Annotated in this window: 20 protein-coding genes and 1 tRNA gene; 9 read left to right on the plus strand and 12 right to left on the minus strand. The window is 65.3% G+C overall.

The features are described from left to right. Positions 1-6 precede the first annotated feature (6 nt). The 3 genes from WKW79_RS14785 to WKW79_RS14795 all read right to left on the minus strand — a co-directional run bounded on the left by WKW79_RS14785 (position 7) and on the right by WKW79_RS14795 (position 1,025). On the minus strand, positions 7-372 hold the full coding sequence (locus WKW79_RS14785; protein ID WP_213957351.1) for a response regulator: 366 nt from the start codon (positions 370-372) through the stop codon (positions 7-9). After that, complete coding sequence (locus WKW79_RS14790) at positions 372-770, minus strand: response regulator (RefSeq protein WP_340335922.1); 399 nt, start codon at positions 768-770, stop codon at positions 372-374. The genes WKW79_RS14785 and WKW79_RS14790 overlap by 1 nt, the downstream gene beginning before the upstream one ends. An 84-nt stretch (positions 771-854) precedes the next feature. After that, positions 855-1,025, minus strand: a complete 171-nt coding sequence (locus tag WKW79_RS14795) for a rubredoxin (protein WP_340335923.1) — start codon at positions 1,023-1,025, stop codon at positions 855-857. A gap of 111 nt (positions 1,026-1,136) precedes the next feature. Here WKW79_RS14795 and thiD point away from each other — a divergent pair, with 111 nt between their 5' ends. Both thiD and hemL read left to right on the plus strand, forming a co-directional pair. Continuing rightward, on the plus strand, positions 1,137-2,108 hold the full coding sequence (gene thiD, locus WKW79_RS14800) for a bifunctional hydroxymethylpyrimidine kinase/phosphomethylpyrimidine kinase (protein WP_340335924.1): 972 nt from the start codon (positions 1,137-1,139) through the stop codon (positions 2,106-2,108). Between the two features lie 44 nt (positions 2,109-2,152). Next, positions 2,153-3,433: a glutamate-1-semialdehyde 2,1-aminomutase gene (hemL, locus tag WKW79_RS14805; RefSeq protein ID WP_340335925.1), complete on the plus strand. Its 1,281-nt coding sequence runs from the start codon at positions 2,153-2,155 to the stop codon at positions 3,431-3,433. A 138-nt stretch (positions 3,434-3,571) separates the two neighbouring features. On the opposite strand, the gene purH is transcribed toward hemL, so the two are convergent. From purH to dusB, 3 genes are read right to left on the minus strand one after another with little or no spacing between them, the layout of a single operon-like run. After that, positions 3,572-5,179 (minus strand): bifunctional phosphoribosylaminoimidazolecarboxamide formyltransferase/IMP cyclohydrolase, encoded by a 1,608-nt coding sequence (gene purH, locus WKW79_RS14810; protein ID WP_340335926.1) that lies wholly within the window; start codon positions 5,177-5,179, stop codon positions 3,572-3,574. A gap of 17 nt (positions 5,180-5,196) precedes the next feature. Then, positions 5,197-5,433, minus strand: a complete 237-nt coding sequence (locus WKW79_RS14815) for a Fis family transcriptional regulator (RefSeq protein WP_340335927.1) — start codon at positions 5,431-5,433, stop codon at positions 5,197-5,199. Between the two features lie 22 nt (positions 5,434-5,455). Continuing rightward, positions 5,456-6,508, minus strand: a complete 1,053-nt coding sequence (gene dusB / locus WKW79_RS14820; protein WP_340335928.1) for a tRNA dihydrouridine synthase DusB — start codon at positions 6,506-6,508, stop codon at positions 5,456-5,458. Positions 6,509-6,689: 181 nt separating this feature from the next. Here dusB and WKW79_RS14825 point away from each other — a divergent pair, with 181 nt between their 5' ends. Then, a complete protein-coding gene (locus WKW79_RS14825) occupies positions 6,690-7,160 on the plus strand; it encodes a YqaA family protein (protein ID WP_340335929.1) in 471 nt (156 codons plus the stop codon). A 2-nt stretch (positions 7,161-7,162) separates the two neighbouring features. Here WKW79_RS14825 and WKW79_RS14830 read toward each other — a convergent pair whose 3' ends face one another. The 3 genes from WKW79_RS14830 to WKW79_RS14840 all read right to left on the minus strand — a co-directional run bounded on the left by WKW79_RS14830 (position 7,163) and on the right by WKW79_RS14840 (position 9,890). After that, on the minus strand, positions 7,163-7,837 hold the full coding sequence (locus WKW79_RS14830; protein ID WP_340335930.1) for a glutathione S-transferase: 675 nt from the start codon (positions 7,835-7,837) through the stop codon (positions 7,163-7,165). A gap of 8 nt (positions 7,838-7,845) precedes the next feature. Next, positions 7,846-8,937, minus strand: a complete 1,092-nt coding sequence (ychF, locus tag WKW79_RS14835; RefSeq protein WP_340335931.1) for a redox-regulated ATPase YchF — start codon at positions 8,935-8,937, stop codon at positions 7,846-7,848. Between the two features lie 71 nt (positions 8,938-9,008). After that, positions 9,009-9,890: an MOSC domain-containing protein gene (locus WKW79_RS14840; RefSeq protein ID WP_340335932.1), complete on the minus strand. Its 882-nt coding sequence runs from the start codon at positions 9,888-9,890 to the stop codon at positions 9,009-9,011. A 75-nt stretch (positions 9,891-9,965) separates the two neighbouring features. Between WKW79_RS14840 and WKW79_RS14845 the strand changes: the two genes are divergently transcribed. From WKW79_RS14845 to WKW79_RS14855, 3 genes are read left to right on the plus strand one after another with little or no spacing between them, the layout of a single operon-like run. Continuing rightward, the gene (locus WKW79_RS14845; protein WP_340335933.1) at positions 9,966-11,084 is read left to right on the plus strand and encodes an FAD-dependent monooxygenase; all 1,119 of its coding nucleotides are present in this window, start codon (positions 9,966-9,968) and stop codon (positions 11,082-11,084) included. A 24-nt stretch (positions 11,085-11,108) separates the two neighbouring features. Beyond that, positions 11,109-11,837: a DsbC family protein gene (locus tag WKW79_RS14850; RefSeq protein WP_340336056.1), complete on the plus strand. Its 729-nt coding sequence runs from the start codon at positions 11,109-11,111 to the stop codon at positions 11,835-11,837. Then, the gene (locus WKW79_RS14855; RefSeq protein ID WP_340335934.1) at positions 11,837-13,660 is read left to right on the plus strand and encodes a M61 family metallopeptidase; all 1,824 of its coding nucleotides are present in this window, start codon (positions 11,837-11,839) and stop codon (positions 13,658-13,660) included. The genes WKW79_RS14850 and WKW79_RS14855 overlap by 1 nt, the downstream gene beginning before the upstream one ends. Positions 13,661-13,666: 6 nt before the next feature. On the opposite strand, the gene WKW79_RS14860 is transcribed toward WKW79_RS14855, so the two are convergent. Further along, positions 13,667-14,131 carry a CopD family protein gene (locus tag WKW79_RS14860; protein WP_340335935.1) on the minus strand — a complete coding sequence of 155 codons (465 nt, stop codon included), beginning with the start codon at positions 14,129-14,131 and terminating at the stop codon, positions 13,667-13,669. A 109-nt stretch (positions 14,132-14,240) separates the two neighbouring features. Between WKW79_RS14860 and WKW79_RS14865 the strand changes: the two genes are divergently transcribed. Further along, positions 14,241-15,020 (plus strand): enoyl-CoA hydratase, encoded by a 780-nt coding sequence (locus WKW79_RS14865; protein ID WP_340335936.1) that lies wholly within the window; start codon positions 14,241-14,243, stop codon positions 15,018-15,020. Positions 15,021-15,076: 56 nt separating this feature from the next. Here WKW79_RS14865 and WKW79_RS14870 read toward each other — a convergent pair whose 3' ends face one another. Together WKW79_RS14870 and WKW79_RS14875 are read right to left on the minus strand one after the other, a co-directional pair. After that, positions 15,077-16,480: a hypothetical protein gene (locus tag WKW79_RS14870; protein WP_340335937.1), complete on the minus strand. Its 1,404-nt coding sequence runs from the start codon at positions 16,478-16,480 to the stop codon at positions 15,077-15,079. Beyond that, positions 16,477-17,145: a sigma-70 family RNA polymerase sigma factor gene (locus WKW79_RS14875; protein ID WP_340335938.1), complete on the minus strand. Its 669-nt coding sequence runs from the start codon at positions 17,143-17,145 to the stop codon at positions 16,477-16,479. The genes WKW79_RS14870 and WKW79_RS14875 overlap by 4 nt, the downstream gene beginning before the upstream one ends. Before the next feature lie 103 nt (positions 17,146-17,248). Between WKW79_RS14875 and WKW79_RS14880 the strand changes: the two genes are divergently transcribed. Continuing rightward, a tRNA-Met gene (locus tag WKW79_RS14880) sits at positions 17,249-17,325 on the plus strand. A gap of 77 nt (positions 17,326-17,402) precedes the next feature. After that, positions 17,403-19,244, plus strand: coding sequence for a tyrosine-type recombinase/integrase (locus tag WKW79_RS14885; RefSeq protein ID WP_340335939.1), 1,842 nt, complete (start codon positions 17,403-17,405; stop codon positions 19,242-19,244). Positions 19,245-19,372 lie beyond the last annotated feature (128 nt).

The raw sequence follows: 19,372 nt of genomic DNA on the forward strand, positions 1-19,372 counted from the left end.
CGAGCCCTATGCCAGGGCGCTGATCTTGGACATCAACTCTGCCGCAACCACGGGCTTGACGATGTAGTCCTTCGCCCCTTGGCGCATGCCCCACACGCGGTCGGTTTCCTGGTTCTTGCTGGTGCACAGGATGATCGGCAGGTTCTCGTACTTCGGGTTGCGTGCAATGGCGCGCGTCAACTGGAAGCCGTTCTGGCCGGGCATCACCACGTCCATGAGGATCAGGTCGGGGCGCTCTTCCTCGAGGCGGCGCATGGCGTCGTCGGCGTTTTCCGCCGTCTTCACGGCAAAGCCGTTCTTCTGCAACATGTCGGAGAGGAACATCAGCTCCGTCTTCGAGTCGTCAACAACGAGTACTTTGTGAATGGCCATCAGGAGGCTTCCGTTTGAACAATGCCGAACTGCTGCACCGCTTGCAGCAGCTGGTCTTTGGTGAAAGGCTTGGTGAGATAGTCCTGCGAGCCGACCATGCGGCCGCGCGCCTTGTCGAACACGCCGTCCTTGGAGGACAGCATGACGACCGGCACGGAAGAGAACTGGGCGTTGCGCTTGATGATGGCGCAGGTCTGATAACCGTCGAGGCGCGGCATCAGGATGTCGCAGAAGATCAGATGGGGCTTGTGGTCGTTGACCTTGGAGAGTGCATCGAATCCGTCTTCGGCGAGCAGGACTTCATGGCCGCCCTGCTTGAGGAAGATTTCGGCGCTGCGCCGAATCGTGTTGCTGTCATCAATCACCAACACTTTGTAACCGGATGCATGGGTGCCCATGGCGCACGCTCCTCAAATAGAGACTTCGATCAATACCGCGCCGACACGTTCGGCGCATCATGAAGCGCAGCCCTATGCCATGCTTCAGATTTCAACCATTTCAAAGTCTTCCTTGCGGGCGCCACACTCCGGGCATGTCCAATTCATGGGGACATCCGCCCAGGCTGTACCAGCCGCAATACCGTCCTCCGGCACCCCCGTCGCTTCGTCGTAGATCCACCCGCAAATCAGGCACATCCAGGTTTTCGTGTTCATCGCAGCTTAAAGTCCCTGTTCATAGAATGCAACGATTGTATCTAGACGTTTCACGGTTCCCCGTGACAACCGTCTCACTTATGCCACCATCACGGTGACTCACCACGGCGCATGAAAACTTACCTCTTACCTTCACGAGCCGCGAGTGATCCGGCTGATCTTACCGGGGCATCCGACGACGAAAACCTGGAGACGCAAGAGGACCTCAATCCCCCTTGCGTGCTGGTCTTCAATGCCAGCGATCCCAGCGGCGCCGGCGGTCTTGCGGGCGATGCGCTGGCGATGGCCTCGGTCGGAGCGCACATGCTGCCGGTGGTCACCGGCGCCTATGCACGCGACACCGCGGAGATCTTCGACCACTTCCCTTTCGACGAGGAAGCCGTGGCCGAACAGGCCCGCGCCATTCTTGAAGACGTGGAAGTCCGACTGATCAAGGTCGGCTTCGTCGGCACTCCCGAGATCCTCAGCACGATTGCGGAAACGGCCAGCGACTACCCTGATCTGCCGCTGGTGGCCTACATGCCCAACCTTTCATGGTGGGAAGAAAACCAGATCGAGCCCTATCACGATGCCTTCCGCGACCTGCTGCTGCCGCAGACCACGGTGCTGGTCGGCAACCACAGCACGCTGTGGCGTTGGTTGCTCCCCGACTGGACCGGTGATCGCAGCCCCACGGCGCGCGACATTGCCCGGGCGGCTGGCGAACACGGCGTGCCCTACACGCTCGTGACCGGCATCGTACTGCCCGACCAGTATTTCGACAATGTGCTGGCCTCGCCGCAAGCGGTGCTGGCCAACGAGAAATTCGAAAGGCTCGAAGCGGTGTTCTCCGGCGCGGGCGACACGCTGTCGGCCGCACTGGCCGCGCTGCTCGCGAGCGGCACCGACCTCACCGCCGCGACCTCCGAGGCATTGAGCTACATGGACCGCTGCCTGGATTCCGGCTTCCGCCCCGGCATGGGGCATGTGCTGCCGGACCGGCTGTTCTGGGCGCAGACGGAAGAAGACGACGAGGAAGATGGCGACGCGAGTCCGGCCGATCCGGCGGACTTTGCGCTGCCGCCGCACGAAACGAGACACTGAGTTCGCCCCCAGGATCCGCGGCGGCACCGGTGACAATCACCGCCATGACTGACCGCAACGACACTCTATTCGAGCGCGCCCGCGCCGTGATTCCTGGCGGCGTGAATTCGCCGGTGCGCGCCTTCAAGGCCGTGGGCGGGACACCGCGTTTCATCCAGCGTGCGCAAGGCGCGTACTTCTGGGACGCGAACGACAAGCGCTACATCGACTACATCGGCTCCTGGGGTCCGATGATCCTGGGACATGGCCATCCGGCCGTGGTCGAGGCGGTGCAGAAGGCCGTGCTGGAAGGCTTCTCGTACGGCGCGCCAACCGAGCGCGAGATCGAACTGGCCGAGGCCATCCTCGCGCTCGTGCCGTCGATGGAGATGGTGCGCCTCGTGAGTTCCGGCACAGAGGCCGCCATGAGCGCGCTGCGCCTGGCCCGCGGCGCCACCGGCCGCAAGTACATCATCAAGTTCGAAGGCTGTTACCACGGCCATGCGGATGCACTGCTGGTCAAGGCCGGCTCCGGCCTCGCGACCTTCGGCAACCCGACCTCCGCCGGCGTGCCGCCTGAAGTCGTGCAGCACACGCTGGTCCTCGAATACAACAACCTCGCGCAGCTGGAGGAAGCCTTTGCATTGCATGGCCACGAACTGGCCTGCCTGATGATCGAGGCCATCGCCGGCAACATGAACTTCGTGCGCGCCACGCCCGCGTTCGCGAAGCGGTGCCGCGAACTGTGCACACAACATGGCGCACTGTTGGTGTTCGACGAGGTGATGACGGGATTCCGCGTGGGCCTGCATGGCGCCCAAGGCGTGCTCGGCATTACGCCGGACCTCACGGTGCTCGGCAAGGTCATCGGCGGCGGCATGCCGCTCGCGGCCTTCGGCGGTCCGCGCGCGATCATGGAACAGTTGGCGCCGCTCGGCCCGGTCTACCAGGCCGGCACGTTGTCGGGCAACCCGGTGGCCACGGCCTGCGGCCTCGCCACGCTCAAGGAGATCGCCAAACCCGGCTTCTATGAAGCGCTCGGCGCCAAGACGCAATCCCTGGTCGCCGGCCTGAAGTCCGCCGCTGCCGCCGAAGGCATTCCCTTCAGCGCCGACAGCGAAGGCGGCATGTTCGGCTTCTTCCTGTTCGACCAATTGCCGCAGAACTACGCCAAGGTGATGACCACCGACAACGCGAAGTTCAACACGGTGTTCCACGGCCTGCTGGATCGCGGCGTCTACATCGCGCCCGCCTTGTACGAGGCCGGCTTCGTCAGCGCCGCGCACAGCGAGGAAGACATCGCGGCCACCATCGAGGCAGCGCGACAGGTCTTCAAGTCGCTGTAATCCGGGATAGGGCAGCCGAACGCAGAAGGAAGTCAGAAGCACGCAGAGGTCGCAAAAGGAATCCAAACAAATATTTGGGTTTTCCTTTTGCGACCTCTGCGAAACCTTTGCGACTTCTGCGTTCGGCTGTCCGAATTCTTAGTGCCTGAAGTGCCTCACTCCGCTTAGCACCATCACCACGCCACGCTCGTCCGCCGCATCGATCACTTCCTGGTCGCGCATCGAGCCCCCCGGCTGAATGACTGACGACGCACCCGCGTCCACCACCACATCCAGCCCATCGCGGAACGGGAAGAACGCATCGCTCGCCACCGCCGTGCCCTTGAGCGACAGGCCCGCATGCTCGGCCTTGATGCTCGCGATGCGCGCCGAATCGAGCCGGCTCATCTGGCCCGCGCCCACACCCATCGTCATGCCTCCCGCGCAGAACACGATCGCATTGCTCTTCACGTACTTCGCGACCTTCCAGGCGAACAGCAGGTCCTGCAACTGCTCGGGCGTCGGCTGCTTCTTGCTGACCACCTTGAGTTCGCTTTCGAGAAGCACGCGGTTGTCGGCCGTCTGCATCAACAGGCCCGAACCAATGCGCTTTACATCCACCGCATTGCGCCCGTTGTCCCAATCGGTCGCGCCGCCCGGCGGCAAGGCGATCTCCAGGATGCGCACGTTCAACTTGGCCTTGGTCGCCTTGAACACTTCCAGCGCTTCCGGTGTGTAGCCCGGCGCCATCAGCACTTCGACGAACTGCTTGTTGATCTCCTGCGCCGCCGCGACGTCGACCGTGCGGTTGAAGGCGATGATGCCGCCGAAGGCCGAGGTCGGGTCGGTCTTGAAGGCCTTCGAATAGGCTTCGAGCGCATTCGCGCCGATGGCCACGCCGCACGGGTTCGCATGCTTCACGATCACGCAGGCCGGCACGTCGAAACTCTTGACGCATTCCCAGGCCGCATCCGCATCGGCGATGTTGTTGTAGCTGAGTTCCTTGCCTTGCAACTGTTGCGCACTCACGAGCGAGCCCGGCGCGGGATACAGGTCGCGATAGAACGCGGCTTGTTGGTGCGGGTTCTCGCCGTAGCGCAGGTCCTGCAGCTTGATGAAGCGGCCGTTGCTCTGCGCCGGGAACAGCGAGCGCTTGGGCGCGGCCTGGCCCACGCTGGCGTCGAAGTCGATGCCCGAGAGGTAGTCGCTGATGGCGCCGTCGTAGTCGGCAATGCGATTGAACGCAGCCACCGACAGCGCGAACTTCGTCTTGTCGCTGAGCTTGCCATCGGCCTTCAGTTCGGCCAGCGCGCCTGCGTACTGCGAGGCGTCGGTGAGCACGCCGACGTCCCTCCAGTTCTTGGCCGCGCTGCGCACCATGGCCGGGCCGCCGATGTCGATGTTCTCGATCGCGTCTTCCAGCGTGCAACCGGCCTTGGCCACTGTCGCCTCGAAGGGATAGAGGTTCACCACCAGCAGGTCGATCGTGTCGATGCCGTGTTCCTTGATCGCAGCCACATGCGCGGGCAGGTCGCGCCGTGCGAGCAGGCCGCCGTGGATCTTGGGATGCAGCGTCTTCACGCGGCCGTCGAGCATTTCCGGAAAGCCGGTGTGGTCGGCCACCTCGGTCACCGGCAGGCCGGCATCGGCCAGCAGCTTGGCGGTGCCGCCGGTGGAGAGGAGCTTGATGCCGAGCGTGTGAAGCGCTTGCGCGAATTCGAGGATGCCGGTCTTGTCGGAAACGGAAAGCAGTGCGGTCAGTGCCATGAATCAGGTACGGGTTGTTATTTGAGGAGCTTGTGTTCGACAAGCTTTTTGCGCAGCGTGTTGCGGTTGAGTCCCAGCCATTGCGCGGCGCGGGACTGGTTGCCTTCGGCGCGCGTCATCACGACGTCGAGCAACGGTTTCTCCACCACCTGCACGATCATGTCGTACACGCCGTCGGGCTCGGTGCCGCGCAAATCGCGAAAGTAGCTCTCCAGACTGCTGCGTACGCAGTCCTCTATTTGTTTCTTGCTCATGTCGGGGTTCTCTTCTTCTCTCTCATCCGGCGGCAGCGGCCGCCTCCTCGTCCAGGAGCAGGTCTTCGCCTGCGTCCCGGGCTGGCATGCGGTCCGTGTGGACCGCAAGCGCATCAAAATAATCCGCGACCGCGCGCAGCTGCAGCGCACAGTCGTCGAGCGTGTTCATATGGGCGCGAAAGGCCTCGCCGCCCGGCAACGCGCGCACATACCAGCCGATGTGCTTGCGCGCGGTGCGCACGCCGCTGAACTCGCCGTACAGCGCGTAATGCGCCTGCAGGTGGTCGAGCATCAGGCGCCGCACTTCGGCGACGAGCGGCGGTGCAAGCTCGGTGCCCGTGGCCAGGAAGTGCGCGATCTCGCGGAAGATCCATGGCCGCCCTTGCGCCGCACGCCCGACCATCACGGCATCCGCGCCAGTGAGCGCCAACACATCGCGCGCCTTTTGCGGTGAGGTGATGTCGCCGTTGGCCACCACCGGCACGCGCACCGCGGCCTTGACCGCGGCGATGGTGTCGTACTCGGCGTTGCCCTTGTAGCCTTGCTCGCGCGTGCGTCCGTGCACGGTGAGCATCTGCACGCCGGCCGCTTCGAAGTCGCGCGCCAGCTTGACCGCATTGCGATGGTCCATGCTCCAGCCGGTGCGCATCTTCAGCGTCACGGGCACGCCATGCGGCGCCGCGGCATCGACCACGGCCTGCACGATCTCCAGCGCCAGCGGCTCGTCGCGCATCAGCGCGGAGCCGGCCCACTTGTTGCAGACCTTCTTGGCCGGGCAGCCCATGTTGATGTCGATGATCTGCGCGCCGCGGTCGATGTTGTAGGCGGCGGCCTCCGCCATCATGGCCGCATCGGTGCCGGCGATCTGCACCGAGATGGGGCCGGGCTCGCCCTCGTGGTTGGCGCGGCGCGAGGTCTTGAGCGTGTTCCACAACTCCTTGCGCGAGGTCACCATCTCGCTCACCGCATAACCCGCGCCCAGCTCGCGGCACAGCATGCGGAAGGGCCGGTCGGTCACGCCGGCCATGGGCGCGACGAACAGGCGGTTATCCAGCGCGATAGGGCCGATCTGCATGGTGGAGAGAGGAAGGGGAGCGAGCGAGGGCTGCTGAAAAATGAGGCACGATTGTACCGGCCCCAATTTTCAGGGACTGAAACAGAATGCGCCGTCAGGGCTATCACGCATTCGCTTGACATGCCCATCTCGCGTTTTCCCACACGCCATTCTTCAGCCACGTTCCTATACTCCAGCGCACATGCAAGCATGGTTCGACTCCCTCCTGGCGCTTCTCGCGCTTCCACAGTACGGCCTGTCGACGCTGTTTTTTGTTGCGTTCGTTTCTGCTACGTTGATTCCGCTGGGCTCGGAGCCCGCTCTGTTCGGCCTGCTCCAGCTGAGCCCCGACATGTTCTGGCCTGCGATCTTCGTGGCCACTGCCGGCAACACGCTGGGCGGTGCGGTCGACTGGTGGATGGGTTACGGCGCGCACGAGATTGCAGATAAGTACTCACATTCGAAGCACCACATGCGCGTGCTGACATGGCTGGAGAAGCTGGGTCCCAAGGCCTGCCTGCTTGCATGGCTGCCGCTGGTCGGAGACCCGCTCTGCGCGGTCGCAGGATGGCTCAAACTGTCGTTCTGGCCGTGTGTGCTCTACATGGCCATCGGGAAGTTTGCGCGCTACCTGACGATGACGGTGGCGCTGCTGTATATCTGGCCGAGCTGAGTTCAGCTCAACAGGCCATAGGGCCCGCCGCGCTCCAGCGCACGCTGGTAGGCCGGCCGCGCATGAATGCGCTCGAGGAAGGCCATCAACTTCGGCCGTGACGCATCGAGCCCGCCTCGCGCTCGCGCGGCCTCGACCGGGAAGCTCATCTGGATGTCCGCGCCGGTGAACGCATCGCCGGCGAACCATTCGCTCTTGCCCAATTCGCCTTCCATGAAATCGAGTTGCGACGCAATGTTCGGCATGACGAAGCGGCTCCTCGCCTTCTCGGCAATGCCCTTCGCGATGGGCCTGGCGAAGAAGGGCATGTCGCTGCTCTCGATCTTGTCGAAGATCAGCTTCATCAGCAGCGGCGGCATGGCGGAGCCTTCGGCGAAGTGCAGCCAGTAGCGGTAGCGCACCGCCTCCGCAGAACCGGCCGTCGGCGCGAGGCGACCCTGGCCGTATCGCTCGATGATCGTCTCGATGATCGCGCCGGACTCGGCGAGCACCAGGCCGTCGTCCGTGGACACCACCGGCGACTTGCCGAGCGGATGCACCTTGCGCAACTCGGGCGGCGCCAGCATCGTCTTCGCGTCGCGCTGGTAGTGGACGATCTCGTACGGAACGCCGAGTTCCTCGAGCAGCCACAGGACGCGCTGCGAGCGCGAGTTGTTCAGGTGATGGACGGTGAGCAAGCCACGCCTTACGAGCTGAACAGGAAGTTCATCACGTCGCCATCCTTGACGACGTATTCCTTGCCTTCGCTGCGCATCTTGCCTGCGTCCTTGGCGCCCTGCTCGCCCTTGTAGGCGATGTAGTCGTCGAAGGCGATGGTCTGGGCGCGAATGTAGCCCTTCTCGAAGTCGCCGTGGATCACGCCGGCCGCCTGCGGGCCGGTGTCGCCGATGTGGATGGTCCAGGCACGCACTTCCTTCACGCCGGCGGTGAAGTAGGTCTGCAGGCCCAGCAGCTTGAAGGCGGCGCGGATCAGGCGGTTCAGGCCCGGCTCCTCCTGGCCGATCTCGGCGAGGAACATCTTCTTGTCCTCGTCGTCCATGTCGGCCAGGTCGGCTTCGATCTTGGCGCAGATCGCGACGACGGGCGCGCCCTGCTTGGCCGCGTATTCGCGCAAGCGGTCGAGGTAGCGGTTGTTCTCGAAGCCGGACTCCGACACGTTGCCCACGAACATCGCCGGCTTGGAGGTGATCAGCGTGAAGCTCTTGACCAGCGGCATCTCTTCCTTCGAGAACTCCAGCGCGCGCACCGGGATGTTCTCGTTCAGCGCCTTCTGGCAACGTTCGAGCAGGCCGACCAGCTTCTGCGCATCCTTGTCGCCGGAGCGCGCCACCTTGGTGTGACGGTGCAGCGCCTTCTCGACCGTGGACAGGTCGGCCAGGCAGAGTTCGGTCTGGATCACTTCGATGTCGGAGATCGGGTCGACCTTGCCGGCCACGTGGATCACGTTGTCGTCGTCGAAGCAGCGCACCACGTTCACCGTGGCGTCGGTCTCGCGGATGTGCGCGAGAAACTTGTTGCCCAGGCCTTCACCCGTGCTGGCGCCCGCCACCAGGCCCGCGATGTCGACGAACTCGACGATGGCCGGCACGATGCGTTCGGGCTTGACGATCTCGCTGAGTTGCGCGAGCCGCGGGTCAGGCACTTCCACCACGCCGGTGTTCGGCTCGATGGTGCAGAAGGGATAGTTTTCCGCCGCGATGCCTGCCTTGGTCAATGCGTTGAAAAGGGTGGACTTGCCGACGTTCGGCAAGCCGACGATGCCGCACTGGAGACTCATGGCGGGGTTCTTTCAGGGAATCTGGGGAACCGGCGATTTTAGCGGCCGGGGCATCCCGGCCCCGGTGCGGGCTATTCGAAGCGGTAGTTGGCGCTGACCGGCTGGCCGACCTTCAGCATGTAATCGATGCCCTGCAGCACGATCGCGTTCATGCCGAAGGTGACCGCGCCATCTACGCGCGCGTTCTGCCGGTAGGTGCGCAGCATGTCGCCCACCTCGGGGCTGCTGACGGCGGTCTTGGGGTCGATGTCCGGCATCGGGCAGCGCGGGCAGGGCTTGACCGGCTGCAACAGTGCCTCGCCCTCGCCCGTCGCGATGTGCATGGTTTCCAGGCGGTCCTCGTCCTGCGCCTCGACGCCGGCCAGCACGATGTTGGGGCGGAAGCGCTCCATGACGACCGCCTCGTGGCCTTCCGCCACCAGCTTTTCGTTGAGCTCGGTGAGCGATGCCTCGCTCGCCACCAGCACCGCGAAGCCGTCGGCAAACTGGTTCTGCGCTTCCACGCCGTTGGTCCATTTCAGGCTGGAAAGGCGCTTGTGCTCCGGATCGAAGCGCACCAGGCGCAGCTTCTGCGGCTTGCCTGGCTCCGACAGGAAATCGCTGAACCACTGGGCCGCGACGTCGCCCATGTCGTAGGCCGCCACTTCGTCGTCCCACACTCGCACGCGCATCGGCTGCTCGACCCGGTCGTAGGCCACGTGCAGCGCCAGCATGCCAGGCGCGCGCAGCACCATCTCGAACTGCTTGAGCTTCGGCTGGATCAGCGCCATGCGTGGCAGCTCGCGCTGGGACACGAATTCGCCCTCGGCATCGACCACCATCCAGGCACGGTCGAATTCCAGGCCGGTTTCCGTCAGCAGCACCTCGGGAAGGTCCACCCCCGCGCAGGACTTGACCGGGTAGACGAGAAGACGGGCGATGGTGGCCTGGAGATCGAAAGCTGCAGATGTCACGGATGGGTTCCTTGAAGGCGAAGCGGGATTCTCCCGCAGTCCACGCCGCCCAGCCCCAACTCCTACAATCCCGCGATGGCTCTTCCCCCCGAGGTTTGCATTCGCGGCGCCGGCATTGTCGGCCGCACATTGGCGCTTTTGCTCGCGCGCGAGCGGGTGCGCGTTGCCCTCGTCGCCCCCGCCACCCGCTCCACCCAGGACGACGTGCGCGCCTATGCGCTCAACACCGCCTCGCGCACGATGCTCGAATCCCTGCGCGCCTGGCCCGACGACGCACATGCCACCGCAGTGCGCGCGATGCAGGTGCACGGAGACGACGGCGGCCGCGTCGAGTTCGACGCCGACCGCCAGAAGGTCGATGCACTGGCCTGGATCGTCGACGTGCCCGCACTGGAGCGCCAACTGGCCGACGCCGTGCGCTTCCAGCCGATGATCGAAGTGCGCGAGGCACCGGCCCCCGCCCCGCTGACCGTGGTCTGCGAAGGCAAGGGCAGCGCGACGCGCGAGGGCCTGGGCGTGCGCTACGACGTCACCCGCTACCCACAGCACGCCATCGCCGCGCGCCTCGAAGCCGAACGCCCCCATGACGGCATGGCCCGCCAGTGGTTCAACGACAAGGGCGAAGTGCTGGCCCTGCTACCCCTCGGTGGCGCGGCCGGCCGGCAACTGGCGCTGGTGTGGTCGGTCGACCAATTCCGCGCGCCCGACTTGATGGCACAGGACGCCGCCCAGTTCACCGCCGCCTTGGGCCAGGCCACGCACGATGCCCTCGGCGCCCTCACGCTGACCAGCGAACGCGCGGCTTGGCCGCTGCAGCGCGCCATGGCCGATCGCTGGACCGGCGCCTTTCCGGACGGCAAGTCCTGGGCCCTGGCCGGCGATGCCGCCCACACGGTGCATCCGCTCGCAGGCCAGGGCCTGAATCTCGGCCTGGCCGACGCCGCTGCGCTGGCCGGCGTCCTCAAGGACCGCGAATACTGGCGCAGCGTCGGCGACCCGCGCCTGCTGCGCCGCTACGAACGCGCCCGCCGTGCCGACGTGCTGGCCATGAGCCTCACCACCGACGGCCTCCAGCAACTTTTTTCGCAGACCGTGGATCCAATCCCGGCGCTGCGCAACTGGGGCATGCGCGGCTTCAACCAGGCCCAACCGCTCAAGAACTGGATCGCAAAGCAGGCCATGGGCCTTCGCTGATCCGCCACAACAAATCCCATCATGATGAAGCTCGCTCGCAACCTCCTCGCCACGCTGGCCTTCGGCAGCGTCCTTGCCGTGTCCCTGCAGGCCCAGGCCGGTGAAGCCGAGATCCGCAAGAACCTGGCCGCGCGCATTCCGCAGTTCGCCAAGATCGACGAAATCACCAAGTCGCCGATGCCGGGCCTCTTCGAAGTACGCATCAACGGCTTCGAGATCTTCTACACCGACGCCGACGGCAACTACCTGCTGCAAGGCAACCTGATCGACGTGAAGGCGCGCCGCAACCTCACTGAGGAACGCGTCGAGAAGCTCAGCGAAGTCGCTTTCGACAAGCTTCCCGTCAACGATGCCTTCAAGATCGTGCGCGGCAACGGCAAGCGCAAGCTGGCCGTGTTCGAAGACCCGAACTGCGGCTACTGCAAGCACTTCGAGCGCGACATGAAGAACGTCGACAACGTCACCGTCTACCTGTTCCTCTACCCCGTGCTGGGCCCGGATTCGACCGCCAAGTCGAAGAACATCTGGTGCACCAAGGACAAGGCCAAGACCTGGAACGACTGGATGTCGGGCGAGGTCAAGCCGCCGGAGGCACCCGCGAACTGCGACACGGCCGCACTTGAGCGCAACGTCGCCTTCGGCCGCAAGTACAACATCACCGGCACGCCCACGCTGATCTTTGCCGACGGCACGCGCGCACCGGGCGCCATTCCGGCCGCCCAGGTCGAGAAGCAACTCGCCGCGGCCAATTGATGGCGCCGGCCCTTGCAACCCAGCGCCGCAGGGCGCCGGCGCTGCGCTACCGCGTCGAATGCGCGGACCGCCATGCGCACCTGTTCGCCATCACGCTCACTATCGACAGCCCGGCCGCGTTGCAGCGCGTGTCGCTGCCGGTTTGGATACCGGGCAGCTACCTGGTGCGCGAGTTCGCCAAGAACCTGCAGAAGCTGAGCGCCTCGCAAGGCCGTCGCGCACTGGCAATGCAGCAACTCGACAAGCACTCCTGGCAAGTCGAATGCGCCGTTGGCAAGCCGCTGGTGCTGCGCTACGAAGTCTGCGCATATGACCATTCGGTGCGCACCGCCTGGCTCGACGCCGACCGAGGTTTCTTCAACGGCACCAGCCTTTGCCTGCGCGTCGAGGGACAGGAAGACAACCCGCATGGCATCGAGATCGTCGCGCCCGAGCCGGTGCCCGGCAGCGCCCGCTGGTCCTGCGCGACGGCCCTGCATGGCGTAGACACCGACGCCCAGGGCTTCGGCACCCACTGGGCCGCCAACTACGACGAACTGGCCGACTCGCCCGTCGAGATGGGCGACTTCTGGAGCGCCGACTTCACGGTGTTCGGCATTCCGCATCGCTTCGTGGTCGCGGGCGCCACCGCCTCCTTCGACGGCGACAAGCTGATCGCCGACACCCTTGCCATCTGCGAAACCGAGATGCGCTTCTGGCACGGCGACAAGGTCGGCAAGCGCGGCGGCCCGCCCGCGCCTTTCGACCGCTACGTGTTCATGCTGAACGCCGTCGACGACGGTTACGGCGGCTTGGAGCATTGCCATTCCACAGCGCTCATCTGCACGCGCCGCGACCTGCCGCAACTCGAGGCCCGCAAGCAGCCCGAGGGTTACACCACGCTGCTCGGCCTGATCAGCCACGAGTACTTCCACACCTGGAACGTGAAGCGGCTGCGCCCCGCCGAGTTCGCGCGCTACGACTACGGCCATGAGAACTACACCGAGCTGCTCTGGCTGTTCGAGGGTTTCACCAGCTACTACGATGACCTGCTGCTGCGCCGTGCGGAACGCATCGACAACGCGGGCTACCTGAAGCTCATCAACAAGACCATCAACGGCGTGCTGCAGTCGCCGGGGCGGCTGGTGCAGTCGGTGGCGCAGGCCAGCTTCGATGCCTGGGTCAAGTACTACCGCCAGGACGAACAGACGCCCAACAGCACCATCAGCTACTACACCAAGGGCTCGCTGGTCGCGATGTGCTTCGACCTCACGCTGCGCCGCGAGGGCAACGGTTCGCTCGACGACGTGATGCGACTGTTGTGGAACGTGAGCGCGGGCGGCCCGATCACCGAGGCCGACTTCGCGAGCGCGCTGTTGGCTATCGGCGGCCGCACCTACGACAAGGAGATCGCGGCCTGGGTGCACGGCACCGACGAGTTGCCCCTATCGGATCTGCTGCGCGCGCATGGCGTGGCCACGCTCGACGACCCGTCGCAGCGCGCGCAGGAACTGGGCCTGCGTGTGAGCGAGAACAATGGCAGCGTGCAGGTGAAGGTGGTGCTGCGCGGCGGCGCCGCCGAGCAGGCCGGCTTCGCGGCCAACGACGAATGGCTCGGGATCGAAGTGCCGGCGAAGAAGGGCCACCCGGCGCAGGCCTGGCGCATCACCAAGCTGGACGACCTGGCCCTCTACCTCGGCCCGCAGAAGAAGATGACCGCCATCGTCGCGCGCGACCGGCGCATTCTCCGCTTGCCGCTCACGCTGCCGACGGGTTCGACGACCTGGCGGCTGTTCGCGCAAGACGCCGCCTTGCTGGCAGCCTGGTTGGCGCCAACAAACTGAAGGGCCTCACATCGCGCGGCCGGCCACGGCCAGCGCGAACACGAGCACGCCGAGCGCAAGGTTCAACGCGACAAGCATGCGGATCAGGTGAAGCCGCTTCGCTGCGGCAGGCCACTCCCTGACAGCGATCGAACGCCGCAGCTTCGGATAGATGCCGAAGCGGATGTGGCCATAGACGGCCATCATCACCAGGCCGATGCCGAGCATTGCATGCACGTTCCAGCGCACCGCGCCCATGCCGCCCGCCAGCGCGATCATCGCGAAGCCGCTCAGCAGCAACAGCACGATCGCCACGTTCACCCCCACGAAGAAGCGCCCCAGCGCCGCGCCCAGCATCGGCAGCCGCAACGGAGGCTCCAGCAAGGCCACCGCCGCGGGGCGCACGGCAAAGTGCATCACGGCCATCCCGCCCACCCAGAAAGCGGCCGAAGCCAAATGAAGAAACAACAACACGGCAAACATCAAGCTCATCGGGGGCACCTCTTGTGGCTGCCGAGTGTGCACCGCGCGGGCCGCCCCGTCTCGCTATAGTCGTTCGATCCCTCTTTCCCCCATTCCTTCCATTCCAATGGAGACCTCCATGAGCTATGAAAACATCGAAGTGCGCACCGAGGCCGGCTCGGTCGGCATCATCACGCTGAACCGCCCGAAGGCACTCAACGCACTCAACGATGCATTGATGACCGACCTGGGCCACGCGCTCAAGGCCTTCGATGCCGACGAGGCCATCGGCTGCATCATCGTCACCGGCAGCGAGCGCGCCTTCGCCGCCGGCGCCGACATCCGCGCGATGGCCAAGTACAGCTTTGCCGACGTCTACAAGGGCGACTTCATCACCCGCAACTGGGAAATCATCCGCTCGATCCGCAAGCCCGTGATCGCCGCGGTGGCCGGCTTTGCGCTCGGCGGTGGCTGCGAGTTGGCGATGATGTGCGACTTCATCATCGCGGCGGACAACGCGAAATTCGGCCAGCCCGAGATCAAGATCGGCGTGATCCCCGGCGCCGGCGGCACGCAGCGCCTGCCGCGCGCAGTCGGCAAGAGCAAGGCGATGGACATGGCGCTGACAGCCCGCATGATGGACGCGGCCGAGGCCGAACGCGCCGGCCTGGTCAGCCGCGTGGTGCCGCTCGAAAAGCTGGCCGACGAGGCGCTCGGCGCGGCGCTGGTCATCGCGGGCTTCTCGCGCATCGCGGTGATGGCGGCGAAGGAATCGGTCAACCGTGCCTTCGAAAGCGGGCTCAGCGACGGCGTGATGTTCGAGCGCCGGCTGTTCCACTCGCTGTTCGCGACCAACGATCAGAAGGAAGGCATGGACGCCTTCGTGAACAAGCGCGAGCCGACGTTCACGCACCTTTGATTGGAACCGCCCGGGTCGCATGCCGCGCGGCGACGCGGCCCGCAGCCCGGAACTGTCTATTGCCTGCGCGAGGGTGCGGACTCTGTTTGCGGCGCCTGCGGTTCAGCGGGCTGGTCGGCAGACGGTGCGGCAGGCTGCACTGGAGGCGCCGCCGCCGCGGCTGGAGCCGGTGGTGAATGCAAAGCGGCCGGCGGCGGCGCCATCGCTTCGCGAAGCGCCTCGCGCAATCCCTCGAGCGCACCTTCCGGCGGCTGGCCGGTGGCGGGCGCCGATCCGCCCTCGCGCCAGCGCACCTCGCCGCGCGCCAGTTCGAACTGCGCCAGCGGCTTGCCGTTGCGCTCCAGCATGACGCGCCATTCCACCTTGTTGCGCAAGGGCTGCGGTCCCACGGCCGCGAGCGCGGCAGACCCCACCAGGGTGCCCAGGTCGCCGGCTTCACCGCGCGTGTAGGTCCTGCTTTCGCCGTTCGGGCCGACCACCGTCATGCGCGTCCACTGGCCCAGCGCCGTGAAGGTCGGAGGCGCGCCGGCCTCGGCGCGCACCGACGGCGATGGGGCCGCGCCGGGAGCGACACCCCCCGTGGCATTGCCTGCCGCGGCGGGCGGAGCCATTGCTTGCCTGGATGCACCAGCCTGCGCCGGCGGAGGAGCCATGGCCGCCGGTGGCGCCGGCGCGGCGGCGGCGAACTCGTCGCGAGCGCGTGCGGCGCGACGGTCCGGTGCGGCCGCAACCTTGGCCTCCGCTGCCGCGCGTTCGTCCGAGCGACGCGGCCCCGCCGACGGCGGGGCCGCTGGCGTTGGACTGGGCGCGCGCGCCACGCCGCCGCCCCCCGGGATCGGGACCTGGATCGCCTTGCTGGCCACTTCCTGCGCCTCTCGCTCCGCTTCCTGCGCCTTCCTCAAGGCGGCCTCGATCTCGATGTCGCGCGCCGTCGGCTGTGGCATCTGCAAGCGCGCGACGGGCGGCTCGGGCGGCAGTTCGCGTGTCGGCGGGACGGTCGGCGGCAGCGCGATCTGGGGTGCACCTACGCTGGCCGATGCCTCCGTTGCCGGGGCGGCGGCCTCATCCTTTGCCGCGGGGGTGGCGGGTGACGCGGGGGCAACAGGACTCGTCGCAGGCCCCGAAGGCGCCTGGCTGTCGAGTTGCGGACCCGGCACGGGTTGCCGCTGCCACAGCACCCCCACGAGCACGGCGACCAGCACCGTCGCGAACGCCGCTCGCCACGGCGCACGCGACTTTGCGGGCGCACCCAGGCCGAGCAGTTGGCGCCACCAGGACCGGTCCAGCGCCTCGGTCATTTCCGAATCGCTGGGCCCCACCGCTTCGTGCGCCATCTGGCGAATGCTCTTGCGCAGGTGAAAACCGGGCACGGCGGCGTGGTCCGGCGCGTTGTCGAGCGCGCGGCGCAGCACCGGATCGGGCAGGTCGTCGTCTTCAGGCGTGGCGTACTTGTCGTTCATGCCGTTCGCCCCAGCGCGGTCAGGTAACGTTCCATGCAGGCTCGCAATTTCTGCAAGCCGTAGCGCAAGCGGCTGCGCACGGTCTCGAAGCCGACGTCCAGGCTCAGAGACATCGCCTCGATGGTGAAGCCCTCTTCCTGTTGCAGCAGGAAGGCGGCGCGCTGTTCGTCCGGCAGTTCGTCGAGGCAGGCCAGCAGGCGACGGCCAGCCGCCCGCCAGAAGGCGATGTCCTCGGTCGAAGGATGCGATGCGGCCTCGGAGCGCAGCACGCCGCGGCTGAAAAGCATGCCCGCTTCCAATCCGTCGCCGTCCTCGTCGTGGGCATAAAACGACACTTCGCGGCCACTCAGGCGCAAGCGATCCATCGCCAGGTTGTGCGCGATGGTGAAGGCCCATGTCCGCCAGCTTGCGCGCTCCGGCGAAAAGCTCGCCCGGGCCTTGATGATCCGCTCCCAGGTTTCCTGGAACACCTCGTCGACCTCCGACGACAGGCGCACGCCCATCAGGCGGCGCACGAAGCGGTACAGCCCGCTCTCGTGGCGGGCGTAGAGCGTATCGAATGCGGCCCTGTCGCCGCTGGCGTAGGCGAGCATCAAGTGATCGTCCGGCACCGGCGCGTCGTTGCTGGCGGCGGTGTCGGCGTTGTCGAGGGAAACCGATGGCATGAAGCGATTCTCACCCGGGCTTGTACGGGCGGCGGTGCCGGTCAGGGTTGAAGCGCACTTGTAACAGGAACCTCGCTCAAAGTCGGGCTATAATTCGAGGCTCGGCTCTTTAGCTCAGTCGGTTAGAGCGATGGAATCATAATCCACAGGTCCGCGGTTCGAATCCGTGAAGAGCCACCAAAATGTGAAAAGGCCCCGCAAGTCAACGACTTACGGGGCTTTTTCTTTGGCCAGGGGTACCACTTTGGGGATCCACTTTGGCCGCCAGACCTGCTCGCCTGATCAAGAACCGTCACGGCATCTTCTGCCTGCGCTGGGTCGTTCCCCTTCGTTTTCGTGACAAAAGTCCGGGGGCAACATCCCCCCGCGAGGTTCGCATCTCGCTGCGAACGGCCGACCCCCAGCGCGCTCGTATCCTCGCGCTCGAATTCAACTTGGCGCTCGAGCGCCTCAAACTTTCCATGCCCCACCACGACCCTCGCCTCAGCGCGGCGCCCTTTATCTTGACCGTAGGCGGTATGCAAGTTGACATCCGAGACGAGAACGATCGACATCAATTCACCGGCTTCCTGCACGACAACCCCGACGTGCGCGAGGAAATGATCAACGCGATCCGATCGGGGGCCGCCTCCCGCAGCGAGGCCATGGACAACCTGGTGAACGGAGTTAAGCGAGCGACCGACGCGCTTGCGCCAGTGGCAAGTCCCATGCTCGTCAAGGACGCCGTCGAAAAGTTCGTCGCCTCGTTGACCACCGTGGGGGCAAATCGCCGCAGCACGGCCGGCGACAAACAAAGCACGCTGCGGATGTTTCGCGAGAACCTGATCGAACAAGGATGCCCGCCGGACAGCACGTACTTGCACACGCTCAATCGCGGTCATCTGCTCACGTTCGTCGAGGCCTATGCCGCGCGCCCCGCCAAGTCCGTTCACGGGACTAAAAAGAAGGAAAAGGCAGCCGAGGCGTCAGCGAAGAAGGAAAAGGAGGCCGTGGCGTCAGCACCGTCGTCGGACAAGCCGACCAAGAAGGTGTCGCCGCGTTCAGTCATCAAAGTCATCGAGCACCTTGAGGGATTTTTCGATTACGCACAGGCGAAGAACTGGGTGGCAAGCGACCCCGTAGACGACGCATTTCATAAAACAACCACCAACCTGCGCAAGGGAGCGGCGAGCGCCAAGAGAAGCAATTCGTATGCACTTTTCAAAGAGTCCGAGCTACAGCGCATTTTCGAGCCGCTCGTTTACCTCAAGAACCTCAACGCCGCGGACGACTTTTGGGCGCCGCTGATCGGTCTGTATACGGGCGCGCGTCTGGGGGAGATCGTGACCCTCCAGGTCGACGACATCTTGCCGGACCCTGACGACCCGAACCCCGATCCCGCCGCGCGACGTCACTTCATGCAGGTCAAGAAGATCATTCGTGGTCAAGACGAAGGGCCCAAAACCGACAACTCGGTACGGCAAGTACCGATTTCGCGAGAGCTTGTCGACTTGGGATTGCTCCGCTATGTGCAGCACGCCAAGGACCAGCGCGCGGAGATGCTTTTTCCGCACCGGCCGCCCAACCCGACACGAGAGAACGATCCGTCCAAGCATGTGAGTGCCGTCTTCGCAAAGCACTTGAAATCGGTCGCTCTGAAGAGTCCCGAGAAAGTGTTCCACTCGTTGCGACATACGGTGGTAACGCGCATGCACGTGCGGGGCGTGCCCGTGTCCGACGCGGAGTTGATCGTGGGCCACGCGGCTCAGGACTTCCATGCCCGAATGAGCGCAGCAGCAGGCCAGCGTGGGGGTCGCTCGTCCACCCATATTGAAACGTACATCGACGCGGAGGGATTCTCCGAAGAGGGCACGTCGCTGATGCAACGGTTGCAGCAACATGTGGACCGAACACTGCACTACCCGCTGGACTTCGACCGGCTGCGTGCGGCGGCGAAGATCGTCCAGGAACTAACAACGCGCAAGCCGAACGGCGAGTTCACGTCGGGCTGGCACACCAACAATCAAAAGCTCGGCGAGGAGATGCTTGCTCGGTTGGCCGCAACGCCTTTGGACGATGCTGCAAGCACTCAGGCGGCACCACAGACCGCCATCGCCTGATCACTCTCGTCGCGGCGAGGCGCCTGCCGTCCCCTCACCCAATGGACGCTGCAGGTGCCCGCCACAACCTTGACCGGTTTGACCACAGAACTTCGCGCTCGAAGGATCGTGATGACAGGACAACCTGT

The organism is Variovorax robiniae (assembly GCF_037889955.1).
Lineage (GTDB): Bacteria > Pseudomonadota > Gammaproteobacteria > Burkholderiales > Burkholderiaceae_C > Variovorax > Variovorax robiniae.